This window comes from Aquincola agrisoli (assembly GCF_036621135.1).
Lineage (GTDB): Bacteria > Pseudomonadota > Gammaproteobacteria > Burkholderiales > Burkholderiaceae_C > Aquincola > Aquincola agrisoli.
The window spans coordinates 324,088-341,522 of record NZ_JAZIBG010000019.1 but is presented as its reverse complement, the minus strand read 5'-3'; the positions used below and the strand labels follow the sequence as shown (position 1 = coordinate 341,522).

Here is a 17,435-nt window from a genome sequence, read left to right as displayed (position 1 = left end):
AGGAGCACCCATGCTTGACCTTCCCCGCTTCAAGGCGGCCGCCGTACAGGCCGCGCCCATCTTCCTCGACACCGACGCCACCGTCGACAAAGTCTGCGCGCTGATCGCCGAGGCCGCGGCCAACGGGGCGCGGCTGGTCGCGTTTCCTGAGGTGTTCGTGTCCGGCTACCCGTACTGGAGTTGGATCATGAATCCGGTGGAAGGCAGCCCCTGGTTCGAGAAGCTGGTGCGGTCGGCAATCGAGATCCCTGGCCCCGAGATCGCCAAGATCTGCCAGGCCGCCGCGCGCCACCAGGTCTACGTGGTGGTGGGGGCCAACGAGCGCAGCCGCACCGGCGTCGGCACCGTCTACAACACGCTGATCACCATCGCCGACGACGGCCGCATCCTCGGCCGGCACCGCAAGCTGGTGCCCACCTGGGCCGAGAAGCTGACCTGGGCTCCGGGCGACGGCTCGGCGCTGCGCGTGCACGCGACCGGCATCGGCCCGCTGGGCTCGCTGGCCTGCGGCGAGAACACCAACACGCTGGCGCGCTTCGCCCTGCTGGCGCAGGGCGAGCTGGTGCACGTGGCCAGCTACATCGCGCTGCCGGTGGCGCCGGCCGACTACGACATGGCCGAGGCCATCAAGGTCCGTGCCGCGGCTCATTGCTTCGAGGGCAAGCTGTTCACCGTCGTGGCGTGCTCGACCATCTCCGAGGAGATCATCAGAGCCATGGCGGCCACGCACCCGCAGGCGCGCACGCTGCTGGAGCGGCCCAACAGCGCCTTCTCCGCCATCCTGGGCCCCGACGGTCGCGTGGTAGGCCAGCCGCTGATCGACGAGGAGGGCATCGTCTACGCCGACATCGACCTGGCGCGCTGCATCCAGCCGCGCCAGATGCACGACATCACCGGCCACTACAACCGCTTCGACGTGTTCGACCTGCGCGTCAACCGCAGGCCGCAGCAATCGGCACGCTTCGATGACGGCCCCGAGGGGAGCGGCATCGCCGAGTTCGCCGTCGACCAACCAGAGGAACTGCAATGAACGCGCCACGCATCCTGCGTATCGGGCAGATCGTGCCCTCCTCGAACACCACCATGGAGACCGAGATCCCCACCATCCTGCGGGCGCGCGAAGCCGTGGCGGCCGAGCGCTTCACCTTCCACGCGAGCCGCATGCGCATGAAGAAGGTGACGAAGGAGGAACTGGCTGCCATGGACGCCGACAGCGACCGCTGCGCGCTGGAGCTGTCCGACGCGCGCGTGGACGTGCTGGGCTACGCCTGCCTGGTGGCCATCATGAGCATGGGCCGCGGCTACCACCGCCTGTCCGAGCAGCGGTTGCACCGGCGCACGCAGGAGAACGGCGGCCCGGCGCCGGTGGTCACCAGCGCGGGCGCGCTTGTCGACGGCCTGCATGCCATCGGCGCGAAGAAGGTCTCGCTGCTCGCACCGTACATGAAGCCGCTGACGCAGCTGGTCATCGACTACATCGAGCACGAAGGCATCGAGGTGGTGGACAGCATCTCGCTCGAGATCCCCGACAACCTGGAGGTGGGCCGTCAGGATCCGTGCGCGCCGATCGAGATCACGCGCCGGCTCAACACCGCCGGCGTGGATGCCATCGTCGCCTCCGCCTGCGTGCAGATGCCCTCGCTGCCCTCGGTGCAACCGATCGAGGACCGCACCGGGCTGCCGGTGGTGTCCTCGTCCGTGGCCACCACCTACATGATGCTCAAGCGCCTGGGGCTGCCGGCCGCTGTGCCGGGCTTCGGCGCGCTGCTGTCGGGGCGGTACTGAGCCTGCTCCGTCCTATGATTCCGGCATGCCACTGCCCTTGCCACCGATGATTCCGCACGCCGCAGGAGCAGGGCGATGAAGCCGCGCATCCGCGTGGTGCCTGGGACCGTCGATGCCGTCACAGCACCGGATGCCACGATCGAGGAGATCACGCTGGCCGAACAAGCGCACCGGGCGCTGCGCAAGGACCTCATCTCCGGCGCCATTCCGGCCGGCCAGCCGCTGCGCCTGGAGTATCTGAAAGAGCGCTATGGATTGAGCTTCTCGCCGCTGCGGGAAGCCCTGAACCGACTCCAGAGCGAGCGGCTGGTCGTATCCACCACGTCGCGCGGCTTCCGGGTCGCCCCCTTCTCCGAGGAAGAGATGTGGGACGCCATCGAGACCCGCATCCTGATCGACTGCGAGGCGCTTCGCCGCTCGCTGGTGCGTGGCGATCTTGCATGGGAGGACCGGCTCGTGGCGGCGTTCGACGCATTGATGCAGGCCAAGCAGCAGCGCGAAGCAGGAGCGCCGCAGGTCACGCCCCCCGACGACGTGCAGTTGGAGGCACGACACCACGAGTTCCATTGCGCACTGATCTCCGCCTGTGGTTCGCGCTGGCTGCTGGACCTGTCGGACCAGTTCTACGCTCAGACCGAGCGCTACCGCCAGCCCAGCCTGCGCGACAGCGCGTACTGGACACCCGGACGCGATGTGGCCGTGGAGCACCGGCAACTGCTCGACGCAGCAGTGGCACGAGACGCCGGGCTGGCCGCCGGGCTGCTGGCCCGGCACTACCGCGAAACCGGCCGCATGGTGAAGAAGGTGCTGGCGCTGGCGTCACCCTCACGCAGCGCTGACTCTTCACGCCTGCGGTGATCCCGCTAGCGGATCAAGCCGTTGAGCAGGAGGTAGCCGGGCAGCCAGCCGGTCAGCACCCCTTCGGCCACCGCCACCGCGCCGGTCAGGCGCACGATGGGCTTCTGCAGCGCCAGCAGGATGAAGAACAGCAGCCACAGCCCCGACCACGCCACCCAGCACAGCCCGAGCCACAGTCCCCAGGGCGTCTGCGCGTGCATCAGCGCATCCACCGCCACCGGCACGGCGGTGATCGACACGAACAGGCTGAACCAGCCCAGGCCCCGGCCGTCGGAACCGTTGAAGCGGTTGAACGCGACCCAGAAGTACGTGAAGGTGAACAGCAGCAGCAACGCCGCGCCCTTCACCGATTCCGGGTCCGCGTCCGGCCCGAACGCCAGCTGCAGCGCGATCAGCAGCGTGACGAAGCCCGAGAACACGTTGATGACCCAGATCTCGCGGTCGCCGATGCGCCCGAGCAGCCACAGGCCATTCAGGCACAGCACGGCACCCACGTAGAGCAGCGAAAAGCCCAGCAGCATGAAGTCCTCCTTGCGGTTGGTCGGGTCGTGCCGTCAGTGGCTGATCATCCAGGGCCGCTTGGCCGGAAAGGCCTTGGCCCCGTCGGGCGCCCGCACGGTGGCCGACCTGCGGCCCGGCGAGCAGCAGGAACAGCCCGACGGATGGCGCAGCCGCGCGTAATCGCCCGAGCGCCTGGGTTCGTGGGACGCCCGCTCGTTGGTGGCCATCGCATGGCGCCGGTCGGCGGGCATGTCGGCCAGCCGCGGCGCGGCCAGCCACGCGCGCGCCGCGGGTCGGGTGCAGGCCGGGCAGGCCGCCGGCACGTCGCGCTCGGCCATGGCACGCAGCGCATCGAACGGCCCGCATTGCGGGCACAGGTAGTCGTAGGTCGGCATGGGCGGCGCCGTGTCAGGCCACGTCCTGCGACACCGGCATGTCGATGCCCGCGAAGTCCTGCTTCGCCGGCCCGGCCGAACTCGGGTTCACGTCGAAGTCGAAAATCTGCGTGGGCAGCCACAGCGTGGCGCACGAGTTGGGGATGTCGACCACGCCGCTGATGTGCCCCTGCACCGGTGCCGTGCCGAGGATGCTGTAGGCCTGCGCGCGGCTGTAGCCGAACTTGCCCAGGTACTCGATGGCGTTCAGGCAGGCCTGGCGGTAGGCCACGTTCACGTCGAGGTAGTGCTGCTTGCCGTGCTCGTCGACGCTGATGCCTTCGAAAATCAGGTAGTCGTTGTAGGTGGGCGTGATCGGGCTGGGCTTGAAGATCGGGTTCTTGATGCCGTAGGTGGCCATGCCGCCCTTGATGAGCTGCACCCGCATGTGCACCCAGCCGGCCATCTCGATCGCGCCGCAGAAGGTGATCTCGCCGTCGCCCTGGCTGAAGTGCAGGTCGCCCACGGAAAGGCCTGCGCCCTTCACGTACACCGGGAAGAAGATCTTCGAGCCGCGCGACAGGTCCTTGATGTCGCAGTTGCCGCCATGCTCGCGCGGCGGCACGGTGCGCGCGCCTTCGGCCGCGGCCTTGCTCTTGGCGCCGCCCGCGAGCTTGCCCATGTGCGCGGTGGCCGCGAAGGGCGGGTTGGCCAGCGGCGGCACGCGCTGCGGGTCGGTCTCGATCAGGCCCACCTCGCGCTCGTTCCACGCGGCCAGCAGCTTCGGATCGGGCAGGCAGCCGATCAGCCCGGGGTGGATCAGCCCGGCGTAGCGCACGCCCGGCACGTGGCGCGATGCGGTGAACAGCCCCTGGATGTCCCAGATCGACTTCTGCGCCAGCGGGAAGTGGTCGGTCAGGAAGCCGCCGCCGTTCTTCTTGCTGAAGAAGCCGTTGAAGCCCCAGAGGCTGTCGGGCTTGGCGCCGATGTCGAGCAGGTCCACCACCAGCAGGTCGCCCGGCTCGGCGCCCTGCACGCCCACCGGGCCGCTGAGGAAGTGGACGATCGACAGGTCGATGTCGCGCACGTCGTCGGCGCTGTCGTTGTTCTTGATGAAGCCGCCGGTCCAGTCGTAGGTCTCGAGCACGAAGTCGTCGCCGGGCTTGACCCAGCACGCCATCGGGATGTCGGGGTGCCAGCGGTTGTGGACGTTCTCGTTCTCGTACGGCGACTGGTTGAGATCGACCTTGATCAGCGTTTCGGCCATGTCACGTCTCCTGGTCAGTGGAACAGCGGATGAACGGGAGGCATGGTGCGCACGCGCCGCGCGAAGCCGAATAAGGCATTCGTCTGATGCGCCCGGCGTGCGCCTGGGTGAAACCCGGCTTGCCAGCCCCTGGCGGGCATGGCATTTCTTCGGAAATGGTCCCGCAGAAGATCTTCCGCATCCGCCGCGAATACAACAGCTGGGTCGCCGACGAGTCCATGGAGGACTACGCGCTGCGCTACACGCCGCTCGGCTTCCGCAAGTGGTCCGAATGGCGCGTGGCCCACACCGCGCTGGGGGCGGTGTCGTTCCTCGCGCTGGAAGCCATCGGCGCGGCCATCGCGCTGAAGTACGGCTTCTCGAACGCGTTGTGGGCCATCGTCACCGTGGCGCTGATCACCTTCCTCACCGGCCTGCCCATCAGCTACTACGCGGCCCGCCATGGCCTCGACATGGACCTGCTCACCCGCGGCGCCGGCTTCGGCTACATGGGCTCGACCATCACCTCGCTGATCTACGCGGGCTTCACCTTCATCTTCTTCGCGCTGGAATCGGCCATCCTGGCGGTGGCCTTGCAGATGGTGGTCCCGCTGCCGCTGTCCGTGCTGTATGTGCTGTGCTCGCTGCTCATCGTGCCGATGGTGGTGCGCGGCATCACGCTGATCTCGCGCCTTCAGGTGTGGACGCAGCCGCTGTGGGCCGTGCTCCTGGTGATGCCCTACCTCGTCATCTGGTGGAAGCAGCCGCAGGCCTATGTCGAGTTCACGCACTTGGCGGGCAGCACCTCGGGCAGCAGCGGCTTCGATCCGCTGATGTTCGGCGCGGCGGCCACGGTGGCCTTCTCGCTCGTCGTGCAGATCGGCGAGCAGGTGGACTTCCTGCGCTTCATGCCCGAGCGCACCGCCGCCAACCGCGTGCGCTGGTGGGCGGCGGTGGTGCTCACCGGGCCGGGCTGGATCGTGCCGGGCATGCTGAAGATGCTGGGCGGGGCGTTCCTCGCCTTCCTGGTGCTCGGCACCGGCGCCCCCGCCAGCGATGCGATGGAGCCCACGCAGATGTACCTGGCCGGCTTCGCGCACGTGTTCTCCGACCCCGCCTGGGTGCTGGCCGCCACGGTGGTGTTCGTCGTGGTGTCGCAGGTCAAGATCAACCTCACGAATGCGTATGCGGGCTCGCTCGCGTGGTCCAACTTCTTCGCGCGGCTCACGCACAGCCATCCGGGCCGGGTGGTGTGGCTGGTGTTCAACGTGCTGATCGCGGTGCTGCTGATGGCGCTGGGCGTGTTCCAGGCGCTCGACACCGTGCTGGGCTTCTACGCCAACGTGGCGGTGGCGTGGATCGGGGCGCTGGTGGCCGACCTGGTGGTCAACAAGCCGCTGGGCCTGAGCCCGAAGGGCATCGAGTTCAAGCGCGGCCACCTCTACGACATCAACCCGGTCGGCCTCGGCGCGATGGGCGTTGCGGCGGCCGTCGCGATGGTGGCGCACGTGGGCTTGCTGGGGCCGGGGCCGGCGGCGTTCTCGCCCTTCATCGCGCTGGGGCTGGCCTTCGTGCTGGCGCCGGCCATCGCGCTGGCCACGCGCGGCCGCTACTACGTGGCGCGCTCGCCCGCCCCGGTGGGGCAGGCCGGCGAGCCGGTGCTGTGCAGCGTGTGCGAGAAGCGCTTCGAGTCGGAAGACATGACGCACTGCCCGGCCTACGAGGCGCCGATCTGCTCGCTGTGCTGCACGCTGGAATCGCGCTGCCACGACCGCTGCAAGACCCGCTCGCGCGCGGTCGACCAGATGGAGCGCTTCTTCGGCGCGCTGCTGCCGGCGGCGCTGACGCGGCGCGTCAACTTCCACCTCGGGCACTACATGGTGGTGCTGCTGTCGCTGTGCGCGCTGGGCGCGACGGTGCTGGGCATGGTCTACATCCAGGAGAGCACGGTGGCCGCCTCGGCCGAGGTGCGGGAGGCACTGGCCTCGGCGCTGTGGAAGGTGGCGGCGATGCTGCTGCTGCTGGTGGCGGTGTCGAGCTGGTGGGTGGCGCTGGGCAGCGAGGCGCGGCACCTCGCGCAGGAGGACTCCAACCGCCAGAACGAGCTGCTCGCGCAGGAGGTGGTGGCGCACCAGCACACCGCCGCCGCGCTGCGCAGCGCCAAGGACGAAGCCGAGGCCGCGAGCCAGGCCAAGACGCGCTACGTGGCCGGCATCTCGCACGAGCTGCGCACGCCGCTCAACAGCATCCTGGGCTACGCGCAGATCCTGCTGAAGAGCGACAGCCTGCCCGGCGCGCCGCGCGACGCGGTGCAGACCATCCAGCGCAGCGGCGAGCACCTGGTCGGCCTGGTCGACGAGCTGCTCGACCTCGCCCGCATCGAGGCCGACCGGCTGCAGCTGGAGCCGATGCCGCTGTCGCTGCCCGGCCTGCTCGAGGAGCTGGTGCGCATGGTGCGCCCGCAGGCCGAGGCCAAGGGCCTGCGCTTCCTGCACCTGACCAGCGGCAGCGTGCCCGCCTGGGTGCTGGCCGACGGCAAACGCCTGCGGCAGGTGCTGATCAACCTGATCGGCAACGCGATCCGCTTCACCGATGCGGGCTCGGTCACGCTGCACGTCGACTGCCGCCAGGCGGCGCTGCGCTTCGACATCGCCGACTCCGGCATCGGCATCGCGCCGCAGGATCTGCGGCGCATCTTCGAGCCCTTCGAGCGCGGCGCGGTGGGCCGCCGCCGCGGCGAGCCCGGCGCCGGCCTGGGCCTGGCCATCACCGAGAAGCTGGTCGCGCTGATGGGCGGGCGGCTGGCGGTGCAGAGCACGCCGGGCCTGGGCAGCACCTTCAGCGTCGAGGTGCCGCTGCCGCCGGCCGATGCGCCGGGGCCCGAGGCGCCGGAGCCGCACCGCATCATCGGCTACGAGGGGCCGCGGCGCAGCGTGCTGGTCGTCGACGACCAGGCGGTGCAGCGGCAGATGCTGGCCGGCATGCTCGCACCGCTGGGTTTCACGGTGCGAGAAGCCGCCAGCGGCGCCGAATGTCTCGACGAACTGGCCTGCGCAGTGCCCGACCTGCTGCTGCTCGACATCGGCATGGCGCCGATGGACGGCTGGCAGACGGCCGCGCGCATCCGCTGGGCCGGCCATGCGCTGCTGCCGATCGTGCTGGTGTCGGCCGACCTCTACGAGAACCAGCCGCAGCGGCTGCGGGCCGCGAGCTGCCAGGGCTTCATCGGCAAGCCGGTGCGCGAATCACAGCTGCTGCACACGCTGCAGTCCGAGCTGGGGCTGGCCTGGGTGCAGGCCGCGGCGCCGCCCGAGCCCGTGCCGCCGCCCCGCGCCATCGTCACCACCGGCCTGCCGGCCGACGTGCGCACCGACCTGCTGCGGCTCGCGCGCATGGGCCACGCGCAGGGGCTGCACCAGGCGCTCGACCAGCTGGCCGCCGGCTCGCCGGCGCTGGCCGGCACCTGCGAGGGGCTGCGCGGCCTGGTCAGCCGCTACGAGCTGGCGGCCTTTCAAGCCATGTTGAGGGAGGACCCGCGTGAAACCCGCATCTGAGGCGACGGCCACCGACAAGCCGGTGGTGCTGGTGGTGGACGACGCGCCGAGCACGCTGGGCATGCTGCGCGACGCGCTGGAGGCCGAGGGCTACACGGTGCTGGTGGCGGCCGACGGCGAAGCCGCCCTCGAATGCCTGAGCTGGGCCACGCCCGACGCGATCCTGCTCGACGCGATGCTGCCCGGGCTGTCGGGCTTCGACACCTGCCGCCGCATCAAGGCCAATGCCGGGCTCGCGCAGATCCCGGTGGTCTTCATGACCGGCCTCACCGAGACCACGCACGTGCTGGAGGGTTTCGCGGCGGGCGGAGTGGACTACGTGACCAAGCCGCTGCGCACGCGCGAGGTGCTGGCACGGCTGCACACCCACTGGCGCAACGCGCGCCAGGCCCGGCTGGCGCGCGAGGCAGTCGACGTCGCGGGCCGCGGCGTGGTGATGTTGAGCGAGCGGCTGGGCGAACGGCAGGACGAAGCGCGGGGGGAAGCGCAGGCGGCGGGCCGGCGCATTGCCTGGTGCTCGCCGCAGGCACAGCGCTGGCTGCAGGCGCTGGGCCTGCCGCCGCAGGCCTCGTGCTGGCCCGCAGCCTGGGCCGTGGCCCCGGCCGGTGAACAGGCGCTGCCGCTGCCGGCAGGCGGGCACGTGCTGATGCGCCACGTCGGCGAGGTCGGGCTCGGCGAGACCATGCTGATGCTGGAGCTGCGCGAAGGCACGCCCGCGGCACGCCCGCGCGTGGCCGCCGCGGCACTCACCGCACGCGAGGCGGAGGTGCTGTCGTGGCTGGCCAAGGGCAAGACCAACCGCGACATCGCCGAGATCCTCGGCATCAGCCGCCACACCGTGAGCAAGCACCTGGAGCACCTGTTCGAGAAGCTCGGCGTCGAGACCCGCTCGGCCGCCACGGCGCTGGCAGCGCTGCACGGCCAGGCCTGACGGCGTCGAGCCCGCCGGCCGGCGCTGCCCTCAGGCCAGGGCCTCGGCCGGGGAGGCCGCCGCAGTGGCCTGCCCGCCGGTGCCTGCCGTCGTCTTGAACACGGAGACCGACTGCACGAGCTGGTCGGCCTGCGCCCGCAGGCTGGAGGCGGCCGCCGCCATCTGCTCGACCAGCGCGGCGTTCTGCTGCGTGGCCTGGTCCATCTGCGTGACGGCCACGCCCACCTGCGCGACGCCCGCGCTCTGCTCGGAGGTGGCGGCGCTGATCTCGCCCATGATGTCGGTCACGCGGCGGATGCTCGCGACGATCTCGGTCATCGTGGCGCCGGCGCGGTCGACCAGCTCGGTGCCCTGGTCCACGCGCTCCACACTGGCGGTGATCAGGCCCTTGATGTCCTTGGCGGCTTCGGCGCTGCGCTGGGCCAGCGTGCGCACCTCGCCGGCCACCACCGCGAAGCCGCGGCCCTGCTCGCCGGCCCGCGCGGCCTCCACCGCCGCGTTGAGCGCCAGGATGTTGGTCTGGAACGCGATGCCGTCGATCACGCCGATGATGTCCGCGATCTTCTTGCTGGAATCGTTGATGTCGCGCATGGTGTCGACCACCTCGGCCACCACGCGGCCGCCTTCCGTGGCCACGTCGGCCGCGCTCTGCGCCAGCTGGTTGGCCTGGCGGGCGTTGTCGGCGTTGTGCTTCACGGTGGCGCTCAACTGCTCCATCGAGGCGGCGGTCTGCTCCAGCGCGCTGGCCTGGCTTTCGGTGCGCGACGAGAGATCGAGGTTGCCCTGCGCGATCTCGGCGCTGGCGGTGGCGACGCTGTCCGCGCCGGTGCGCACGTGGCCCACCGTCTGCGCGAGGTTGCCGCTCATGCGGGCGAGCGCCTGCAGCACACGGGCCACCTCGTCCCGCCCGGACGGCTCCGACACGTGCGACAACTCGCCTTCGGCCACCGCGTTCGACAGGCTGACCGCCTGCGCCAGCGGGCCGCAGATGTCGCGCACCAGCAGCATGCCGAAGCCGAGCCCGAACACCAGGCCGGCCGCAATGGCCGCCAGGCTCGCCCAGCGGACCAGGGCATAACGGGCGACGGCCGCGTCGTACTCCGCCCGCGTGACGTCGAGCTGCAGCTTGACCAGCGCTTCCAGCCCTTCGCGGGTGGGCTCGTAGAGCGCCAGCACAGGGCCGGCGTTCAGGCGCTTTGCATCCTCAAGCCGGCCCTGCCGGGCAGCCTCCAGCGCCGGCTGCAGCGCCTCCTGCTGGAACCGGGCGAGGTCGTCGCCGAGCTTGGTGGCGAGCTTTTCCTCCTGCGCCGTCATGAAGGTGGCGCGGTAGGCCCGCCAGGTGGCATCGATCTGGGCTGCCAGACGTTCCACGCTGGCGGGGGCCTCCGCGCTGCGCTCCTGGTGCGGATGCATCAGCATGCCGTCGAGCAGCAGGCGGCTGCGCTGCACCATGCGCTGGATGTCGGCGATCTGGCCGAGCGGGACCGTGCGGTCCTCGTACACCGTGCGCAGCGACTCGTTGGTCTTGTGCAGCGCCACCAGGCCCGTGGCGCCGATGGACAGCAGCACCGACGACATCAGGCCGATGAGAAGCCACAGGCGGGTGGCGATGCGCAGATTCCGGATGAAAAACATGGGCTGACCTTTGCTGAACTCCGCACACGGCATTCAGTGCGAAGAGGGTGATGACACCCCGCATGGTGCGCCTACGACTTGATTGAAAAATCCAAAGTTGCACCACAAAGGTGATGCACTTTGATTGTTATCATTTCGTGCGCGCCAGAAATCGGCAGGGTCCCAAAGTGGACCGTCCGTGCCTGCGAAGACCTTGCAGGAGTTCATGGCGTACCGGAAGGCCAACCCCGACAAGGTCGCCTACGCCAGCACCGGCAACGGCGGCTCGATGCACCTGACGACCGAGCTGTTCGCCATGCAGACCGGCACGACGCTGCGACACGTGGCCTACAAGGGCAGCACCCCGGCGTTGAATGATCTGATGGGCGGCCACGTGCAGGTGATGTTCGACAACGTGCCCTCGGCCGCACCGCTTGCGGCCGCTGGCAAGCTGCGCGCATTGGCCGTCACCGGTGCGAACGGACCGAACTCGTACCCGACGTCCCTACAGTGGCCGAGACAGCGGTTCCTGGCTTCGAGTCGCTGTCTTGGATTGCCGTCTATGCGCCGGCCAACACACCGCGTGCGGTCGTGAAGCAACTGGACGATGGGATCTACGCTGCCTCGAAGCACCCGGCCCTCTTGGCGACGTTCAAGAAGGCAGGGCTGGATCCCGTCGGCGGAACGCCAGAGGCGTTGGGCAGCTACCAGGCCGCCGAGATCGCCAAGTGGACGGGGGTCGTGAAGGCGATCAAGTACGTGCTGGAGTGAGCGTCCTGATCCAAGGTCGGATCAGGGGGCCTTTGACTAAGTCACCTTCCCCGGCAGGTGGTGCTTGGCTTCCGGCGACATGGCACCACCGGATTTGAGCTCGCTGGCGTTCAAATACCTCCGACGATTCGGATGTCTCGTTCCGCACCATCGCCCAGCACTGCCAGGGCCTCTTGGTAGGCGGGACTGTCGTGCGCTTCGACGGCCTGATCGACACTCTCAAACTCGATGACGACTGTGCGCTGCTTCGACCCGAGTTCATAGATCGTCGACGGCTCGCCGCGCGCTATGAAGCGGCCGCCTGCTGACGTGAGTGCAGGGCCCGCAAGCTTGGCGTAGGCAGCGACTTTCTCCGCGTCCTTCACGGCGCGGTACATAGTGACCCAGTAGGCTTTGGGCATGAGATCTCCTTGTTGAGATTTGTGAAATGGGCTCTGTAGCTCCCGTGGAGCTTGAGCACTCGTGACTGTGATTGCGCTTCCCAAGGTGGCTGACGAGAAAGAAACCCCGCGGTCTGGCAGCAGCGCCGGTGCGCATGTTGCAACGCCGTGGCTGCCTGCGCTGGATGCGGGAGCCCTTGCCGATACATCTGCGGTTGTCCCTGAGCTTTTTGTGTTGCCGGTGTTCGTCGACGGCGGCTAATGGTTGTCCTTGGGCACGGCCGAACCGCGTTTGCCTCGAAGGAAATCCAGGTCGGCGCCTTCATCGGCCTGCAGCACGTGGTCTATGTAGAGCTTCCAGTAGCCGCTTTGCATCGGCGGCGGCGGTGCAGTCCAGTCGGCGCGGCGACGTTCGAGTTCGGCGTCGTCCACATGCAGGTGCAGCCGGCGCGCGGGCACGTCGAGCGTGATCAGGTCGCCGTTGTGCACCAGTGCCAGCGGCCCTCCCGCGGCGGCTTCTGGCGTGGTGTGCAGCACCACCGTGCCGTACGCCGTACCGCTCATGCGGGCATCGCTGATGCGGACCATGTCGGTGATGCCGCGTTTCAGCACCTTGGGCGGCAGCGGCATGTTGCCCAGTTCGGCCATGCCGGGGTAGCCCTTGGGGCCGCAGTTCTTCAGTACCAAGATGCAGGTTTCGTCGACGTCCAGGTCGTCGTCGTTGATGCGGGCATGGAAGTCGTCGCCGCTTTCGAAGACCACCGCGCGGCCGGTATGTTGCATCAGCGCTGGCGTGGCGGCGCTGGGCTTGATGACAGCGCCGCGCGGAGCGATGTTGCCGCGCAGGATGGCGATGCCCGCTTTAGCCTTGAACGGCTGCTCCATCGTCTTGATGACGCGTGGATCGAAGTTCTGCGCATCGGCGATGTTTTGCGCCACCGTATGACCGCTGGCAGTCACGATCTCCGTGTGCAGCACCGACGCGATCTCTTTCATCACCGCCGGCAGGCCGCCGGCGTAGCAGAAGTCTTCCATCAGGTGCTGGCCGGAGGGCTGCAGGTTCAGGATGCACGGCAGTTCGCTGGCCAGACGTTCGAAATCGTCAATGGAAAGCGGCACGCCGATGCGGCCGGCGATGGCAATCAGATGGATCACCGCGTTGGTGCTACCGCCGATGGCGGCCAGCGTCCTGATGGCATTCTCGAACGCCTCGCGCGTGAGGATCTGCGACAACTTCTGGTCGGTGTGCACCATCTCGACGATGCGCCGACCGGCGCTGCGTGCCAGCACGTTGCGGCGACCGTCCACGGCCGGGTATGCGGCGTTGCCCGGCAGACCGACGCCCAATGCTTCCACCATGCTGGCCATCGTGCTGGCCGTGCCCATGGTCATGCAATGGCCATGGCTGCGGTGCATGCAGCTCTCGGCCTCCAAGAAGTCGTTCAGCTTGAGCGTGCCTGCCCGCACCTGCTCGCTCATGGACCACACGCCAGTGCCCGAGCCCAATTCCTGCCCTCGCCACTTGCCGTTGAGCATGGGGCCGCCGCTGACGCCGATGGTGGGGAGATCCACGCTGCTGGCGCCCATCAGCAGCGCCGGCGTGGTCTTGTCGCAGCCCATCAGCAGCACGACGCCGTCGATGGGGTTGCCCCGGATACTTTCCTCGACATCCATGCTGGCCAGGTTGCGATACAGCATGGCAGTGGGGCGTAGCAGCGTCTCTCCCAGGCTCATCACCGGAAATTCCAGCGGGAAGCCTCCGGCTTCGTATACGCCGATCTTCACCTGCTCTGCCAGCGTGCGGAAGTGGCTGTTGCAGGGGGTGAGTTCGCTGAAGGTGTTGCAGATGCCGATGACCGGACGGCCGTCGAACTGGTCGTGCGGCACACCCTTGCCTTTGAGCCAGCTGCGGTAGGCGAACCCGTCGCGGTCCTGGCGACCGAACCATTGCTGGCTGCGCAGTTCGCCAGGTTTCTTGCGTGGCGGGTTGGCGGGCGGTGAACTCATCTGCATTGCTCCTTACATGCTTTCTTCGAGCATCGCTTCGTAATCGGTGTCCGCTGCGATGCGTGGGTTGGTCCGGTGGCTGTGATCTTTCAGCGCGCCGCGGACGATGTCCGGAAACATCGCACGCGTCACGCCCACGGTGGCCAGGCCCGTTGGCAGGCCCAGGCGCTCGGTCATGGCGCGGAGGGAAGACCCCACCTCGGCCCCGCTGGCCAGGCCCATCGCCTGGGCCAGCCGGTTGAGCTTGTCGTCTTCGCGCACCGATGCGGCCGACTGGTTGAAGGCGATCACGGCGGGCAGGAAGATGGCGTTCAGCGTGCCGTGATGGAGGCGCGGATCGATGCCGCCGAGCGAGTGGCTCAGGCTGTGCACGCACCCCAGTCCCTTCTGGAACGCCAGAGCGCCCTGCATCGAAGCGCTCATCATGTTCAGCCGCGCGTCGCGGTCGTCGGGCTGGCGTGTCGCGCGCTCGATGTGGCGCCAGGCGCGCCGCAGCCCATCGAGCGCGATGCCGTCGGCCGGCGGATTGAACGCTGGCGACAAGAAGGTCTCGATGCAATGCGCGATGGCGTCCATCCCCGTTGCTGCCGTCAGCATCGGCGGCAGGCCCATGGTCAGTGCCGGATCGCAGATCGCGACCTTGGGCACGACGAAGGGCGAGATCACCCCCACCTTGCGGCCGTCGTCCAGGATCAGGATCGCGCCACGACCCACTTCGCTGCCAGTGCCGGCGGTCGTCGGCACGGCGATCACGGGAGCCGTGCGGGAGGTGATGCGATCGGCCCCGCCTTCGATCACGGCAAAACTCCGCAACGGGCCGTGGTGTGTGGCGCAGACGGCCACACCTTTGGCCAGATCGATGGACGAGCCGCCGCCCACGGCGACGATGCCATCGCAATCGCCCGCCTTGTACGCGCCTACCGCTTCACGCACGGCCGCCTCGTTGGGGTTCGGCGGCGTGCGGTCATAGACGGCGACGGTGACCGCAGGCTCGAGAGCATTCAGCACGGTGTCGATGATGCCGGCGGCCTTTACGCCCCGGTCGGTCACGATCAGCGGACGTCGGATGCCGACACGTTCGCACTGCTGTCCGAGCAGGCCGATCGCACCAAATTCGAATTGAATCTGGGTGATGTAGTTGATGAGGGCCATGGCAATCCTCGCGAAATGCGGTCGGTATGTGAAATGAGCATTCGTTATATCACGCACCAATCGAGATCATCAACAACGATGTGCGGCTGTCGCATCTTCAACGTCGCCTGGCCGTCGTGCCGTACCTAGGGGTCGGTGCTGCGGGCAGGCCCTTCGTGGGTCGTAGACCAACCCTTTGCGTGGCGGGCTGCACACGCGGGTTTACCCACAAATACTGGCTTTTCCAGCTTCCTGGCCGTGTTGCCACCCGCAGCTGACGGCAGCGAAAGGGCGCCCGGCTGGCGGGCCGTGAGACGCGGTGCTTCACTCGCGAATCGATCGCCTGAGCATGAATGACGCTCGATCCGACGCCGACATCGGTAGGCGAAGATGCGCGACTGTATTGCCTGTAAGTTATATCGGCATCACATCTTCTCAGTTGTCGAGCAGGCAAATGCAGTAACACTGCGGCCGGCCAGATATCGACCGTAGACACTCAGGAGACAAAACATCATGGAAGTCAGTCGACGCTCAGTATTGAAGGGCGCAGCCGGATTCGCCGCCGCAGGGGTGGGTAGCGGCTCCGTCGCGCCGAACATTGCCCATGCGCAGACGGCGAAAGCCGTCGGTGCCGATATCGTCGTTTGTGGTTGCGGCTCGGCGGGTCTCGCCGCCGCGGTTGCCGCCGCGGAGGCCGGCGCGTCGGTCGTCGTCCTCGAAGCCCAACCGCATTTCGGGGGGCGCGGCATCGTCAGTTCAGGCAACATTCCCCTGGGCGGCGGAACGCCTGCCCAAGTGCTGGCCAGCATCGCCGACTCGCCGGATCTCCTCTACAGCGACCTGACCGATTGGTCCATCGTCCAGGCGAACGGTTTTCCCAGCTACCGTTACAACGATCGCGAGGTCATCCGGGCCTTCGCCGACAACAACGTCGCCATCTACAACTTTCTGGCCCGCAATGGCGTGAGGTGGACGAGAGCCACGCCCGACAACGTCGGCGGGAACGAGGTTGGCAACTCGGTGAACCGCATGATGCACACGGCCATCATGGGCTGGCCGTCGGCCCGGACCGGCCTGCCGGTCGCCGTTTCGCAGCAGGCGACGACCTCGCAAGGGCCGGGCTTCATTTATCCGCTGGAGGCCGCGGCAAGGGCACGCGGCGTGCGGATCCTGCTTGAACACCGCCTCGAGTCGCTGACGCGTGCGCCGGGCGGCGCCGTCGTCGGGATCACGGCCTCTCATCAGGGTCGCCTCATTTCCATTCAAGCGCGCAAGGGTGTCGTGATTGCGACCGGCGGCGGAAATGGAAACGTGGAATACCGCCGGACGTTCGACCCAAGACTGACCGCGGAATACTGCAGCGTCGCCGGCGAACCCTGGTCCTTCCAGGATGCCAGTGGCATCCTGGCAGCGCTGAATGCCGGTGCGGGCCTTGCGGGAACGTACAACCAGACCGGCGAGTTCGGCACCAACATCACGAAGCCAAGCCGCATCGGGACGCGATACAACTACTCGTTCCTGGAGTGGTTGCCGACAAGCGCCGTGTTCTCGCTCGCGAAAGCCCGAGGCATCACCGTCAACAATTTCCAGGACGTGATCCACGTCAACATGATCGGCAAGCGCTTCTACGATGAAACAGCCGGCCAGTTCGGGACAAACAGCGCCGGGTCGGTGAGGCCGTATGTACCCAACAGCTACCTGAACGCCAAGAACGTCAATTACAACCCACAGAACTGGATCAATGCCGCAATGGCCGGCATCGACGATGGGCATAACGGTGGTGGCCCAATCTGGGCCATCTTCGACGGCGCTGCCCGGGCCCGCCGGAACTGGAACGTGGCCCCGCCGTTCGTCGATCCGGATGGGTTCTTTTTCGAGGCGAACACGCTGGAAGAACTTGCGGCGAAGATCAATATGCCGTATCAGCGGGTACCGATGCCGGGTGCCAACCTCGTCCAGACGGTGGCGCGGTACAACAGCTTTGTCGGCGGTGTCGACACCGATTTCGGCAAGCCGTCGCCGCAATTCAAGATCGAACAGGCGCCCTTCTACGCCGCCTGGTCAACGCCGGTGCTGCACGACGCCCGGTCCGGCCTGCGCATCAACGGCTCGAGCCAGGTCTTGGATTACACCGGCAAGGTCATTCCCGGTCTTTACGCCGCCGGCGAATCGGCTGGTGGATTCAGCCAGCACGGGAATGCGCGGGCGATCACGCAAGGCTACATCGCAGCACGGCACGCCGTGGGTCGTACGTAACAGCAGACCGGAAACAGAGGTATTCAC

General features: G+C 68.0%; 13 protein-coding genes and 1 pseudogene. 7 read left to right on the top strand and 7 right to left on the bottom strand.

Annotated features, from left to right (window positions below):
• Positions 1–10: 10 nt before the first annotated feature.
• The 3 genes from V4F39_RS07795 (at position 11) to V4F39_RS07785 (ending at position 2,643) form a co-directional block, all read left to right on the top strand.
• The gene (locus V4F39_RS07795; protein ID WP_332288746.1) at positions 11–1,030 is read left to right on the top strand and encodes a carbon-nitrogen hydrolase family protein; all 1,020 of its coding nucleotides are present in this window, start codon (positions 11–13) and stop codon (positions 1,028–1,030) included.
• Positions 1,027–1,785: a maleate cis-trans isomerase family protein gene (locus tag V4F39_RS07790; protein ID WP_332288745.1), complete on the top strand. Its 759-nt coding sequence runs from the start codon at positions 1,027–1,029 to the stop codon at positions 1,783–1,785. The genes V4F39_RS07795 and V4F39_RS07790 overlap by 4 nt, the downstream gene beginning before the upstream one ends.
• Before the next feature lie 75 nt (positions 1,786–1,860).
• On the top strand, positions 1,861–2,643 hold the full coding sequence (locus tag V4F39_RS07785) for a GntR family transcriptional regulator (RefSeq protein ID WP_332288744.1): 783 nt from the start codon (positions 1,861–1,863) through the stop codon (positions 2,641–2,643).
• A 5-nt stretch (positions 2,644–2,648) separates the two neighbouring features.
• On the opposite strand, the gene V4F39_RS07780 is transcribed toward V4F39_RS07785, so the two are convergent.
• Genes V4F39_RS07780 through fmdA form a run of 3 tightly spaced genes read right to left on the bottom strand, consistent with a single transcriptional unit; the run spans position 2,649 to position 4,785 of the window.
• A complete protein-coding gene (locus V4F39_RS07780; protein ID WP_332288743.1) occupies positions 2,649–3,164 on the bottom strand; it encodes an AmiS/UreI family transporter in 516 nt (171 codons plus the stop codon).
• A 33-nt stretch (positions 3,165–3,197) separates the two neighbouring features.
• A complete protein-coding gene (locus V4F39_RS07775; protein WP_332288742.1) occupies positions 3,198–3,539 on the bottom strand; it encodes an FmdB family zinc ribbon protein in 342 nt (113 codons plus the stop codon).
• Positions 3,540–3,552: 13 nt separating this feature from the next.
• Positions 3,553–4,785, bottom strand: a complete 1,233-nt coding sequence (fmdA, locus tag V4F39_RS07770; RefSeq protein WP_332288741.1) for a formamidase — start codon at positions 4,783–4,785, stop codon at positions 3,553–3,555.
• Between the two features lie 155 nt (positions 4,786–4,940).
• Between fmdA and V4F39_RS07765 the strand changes: the two genes are divergently transcribed.
• On the top strand, positions 4,941–8,318 hold the full coding sequence (locus V4F39_RS07765; protein WP_332288740.1) for an ATP-binding protein: 3,378 nt from the start codon (positions 4,941–4,943) through the stop codon (positions 8,316–8,318).
• Positions 8,302–9,249, top strand: a complete 948-nt coding sequence (locus V4F39_RS07760) for a DNA-binding response regulator (protein WP_332288739.1) — start codon at positions 8,302–8,304, stop codon at positions 9,247–9,249. The genes V4F39_RS07765 and V4F39_RS07760 overlap by 17 nt, the downstream gene beginning before the upstream one ends.
• 30 nt (positions 9,250–9,279) lie before the next feature.
• Here V4F39_RS07760 and V4F39_RS07755 read toward each other — a convergent pair whose 3' ends face one another.
• A complete protein-coding gene (locus tag V4F39_RS07755; RefSeq protein WP_332288738.1) occupies positions 9,280–10,884 on the bottom strand; it encodes a methyl-accepting chemotaxis protein in 1,605 nt (534 codons plus the stop codon).
• 205 nt (positions 10,885–11,089) lie between these two features.
• Between V4F39_RS07755 and V4F39_RS27200 the strand changes: the two are divergent.
• Positions 11,090–11,634 (top strand): annotated as a pseudogene (locus V4F39_RS27200) (Bug family tripartite tricarboxylate transporter substrate binding protein).
• A 110-nt stretch (positions 11,635–11,744) separates the two neighbouring features.
• Here the strand turns inward: V4F39_RS27200 and V4F39_RS07740 are convergent.
• The 3 genes from V4F39_RS07740 to V4F39_RS07730 all read right to left on the bottom strand — a co-directional run bounded on the left by V4F39_RS07740 (position 11,745) and on the right by V4F39_RS07730 (position 15,173).
• Complete coding sequence (locus tag V4F39_RS07740) at positions 11,745–12,035, bottom strand: DUF1330 domain-containing protein (RefSeq protein WP_332288735.1); 291 nt, start codon at positions 12,033–12,035, stop codon at positions 11,745–11,747.
• Positions 12,036–12,272: 237 nt separating this feature from the next.
• On the bottom strand, positions 12,273–14,021 hold the full coding sequence (locus V4F39_RS07735; protein WP_332288734.1) for an IlvD/Edd family dehydratase: 1,749 nt from the start codon (positions 14,019–14,021) through the stop codon (positions 12,273–12,275).
• 12 nt (positions 14,022–14,033) lie between these two features.
• Positions 14,034–15,173: an iron-containing alcohol dehydrogenase gene (locus tag V4F39_RS07730; RefSeq protein ID WP_332288733.1), complete on the bottom strand. Its 1,140-nt coding sequence runs from the start codon at positions 15,171–15,173 to the stop codon at positions 14,034–14,036.
• A gap of 492 nt (positions 15,174–15,665) precedes the next feature.
• Between V4F39_RS07730 and V4F39_RS07725 the strand changes: the two genes are divergently transcribed.
• On the top strand, positions 15,666–17,408 hold the full coding sequence (locus V4F39_RS07725) for an FAD-dependent oxidoreductase (RefSeq protein WP_332288732.1): 1,743 nt from the start codon (positions 15,666–15,668) through the stop codon (positions 17,406–17,408).
• Positions 17,409–17,435: the final 27 nt, after the last annotated feature.

Excerpts from the sequence above, each read along its gene's own strand:
- V4F39_RS07795 (WP_332288746.1), top strand. The coding sequence starts at position 11 with ATGCTTGACCTTCCCCGCTTCAAGGCGGCCGCCGTACAGGCCGCGCCC.
- V4F39_RS07790 (WP_332288745.1), top strand. The coding sequence starts at position 1,027 with ATGAACGCGCCACGCATCCTGCGTATCGGGCAGATCGTGCCCTCCTCG.
- V4F39_RS07785 (WP_332288744.1), top strand. The coding sequence starts at position 1,861 with ATGAAGCCGCGCATCCGCGTGGTGCCTGGGACCGTCGATGCCGTCACA.
- V4F39_RS07780 (WP_332288743.1), bottom strand. The coding sequence starts at position 3,164 with ATGCTGCTGGGCTTTTCGCTGCTCTACGTGGGTGCCGTGCTGTGCCTG.
- V4F39_RS07775 (WP_332288742.1), bottom strand. The coding sequence starts at position 3,539 with ATGCCGACCTACGACTACCTGTGCCCGCAATGCGGGCCGTTCGATGCG.
- fmdA (WP_332288741.1), bottom strand. The coding sequence starts at position 4,785 with ATGGCCGAAACGCTGATCAAGGTCGATCTCAACCAGTCGCCGTACGAG.
- V4F39_RS07765 (WP_332288740.1), top strand. The coding sequence starts at position 4,941 with ATGGTCCCGCAGAAGATCTTCCGCATCCGCCGCGAATACAACAGCTGG.
- V4F39_RS07755 (WP_332288738.1), bottom strand. The coding sequence starts at position 10,884 with ATGTTTTTCATCCGGAATCTGCGCATCGCCACCCGCCTGTGGCTTCTC.
- V4F39_RS07740 (WP_332288735.1), bottom strand. The coding sequence starts at position 12,035 with ATGCCCAAAGCCTACTGGGTCACTATGTACCGCGCCGTGAAGGACGCG.
- V4F39_RS07735 (WP_332288734.1), bottom strand. The coding sequence starts at position 14,021 with ATGAGTTCACCGCCCGCCAACCCGCCACGCAAGAAACCTGGCGAACTG.
- V4F39_RS07730 (WP_332288733.1), bottom strand. The coding sequence starts at position 15,173 with ATGGCCCTCATCAACTACATCACCCAGATTCAATTCGAATTTGGTGCG.
- V4F39_RS07725 (WP_332288732.1), top strand. The coding sequence starts at position 15,666 with ATGGAAGTCAGTCGACGCTCAGTATTGAAGGGCGCAGCCGGATTCGCC.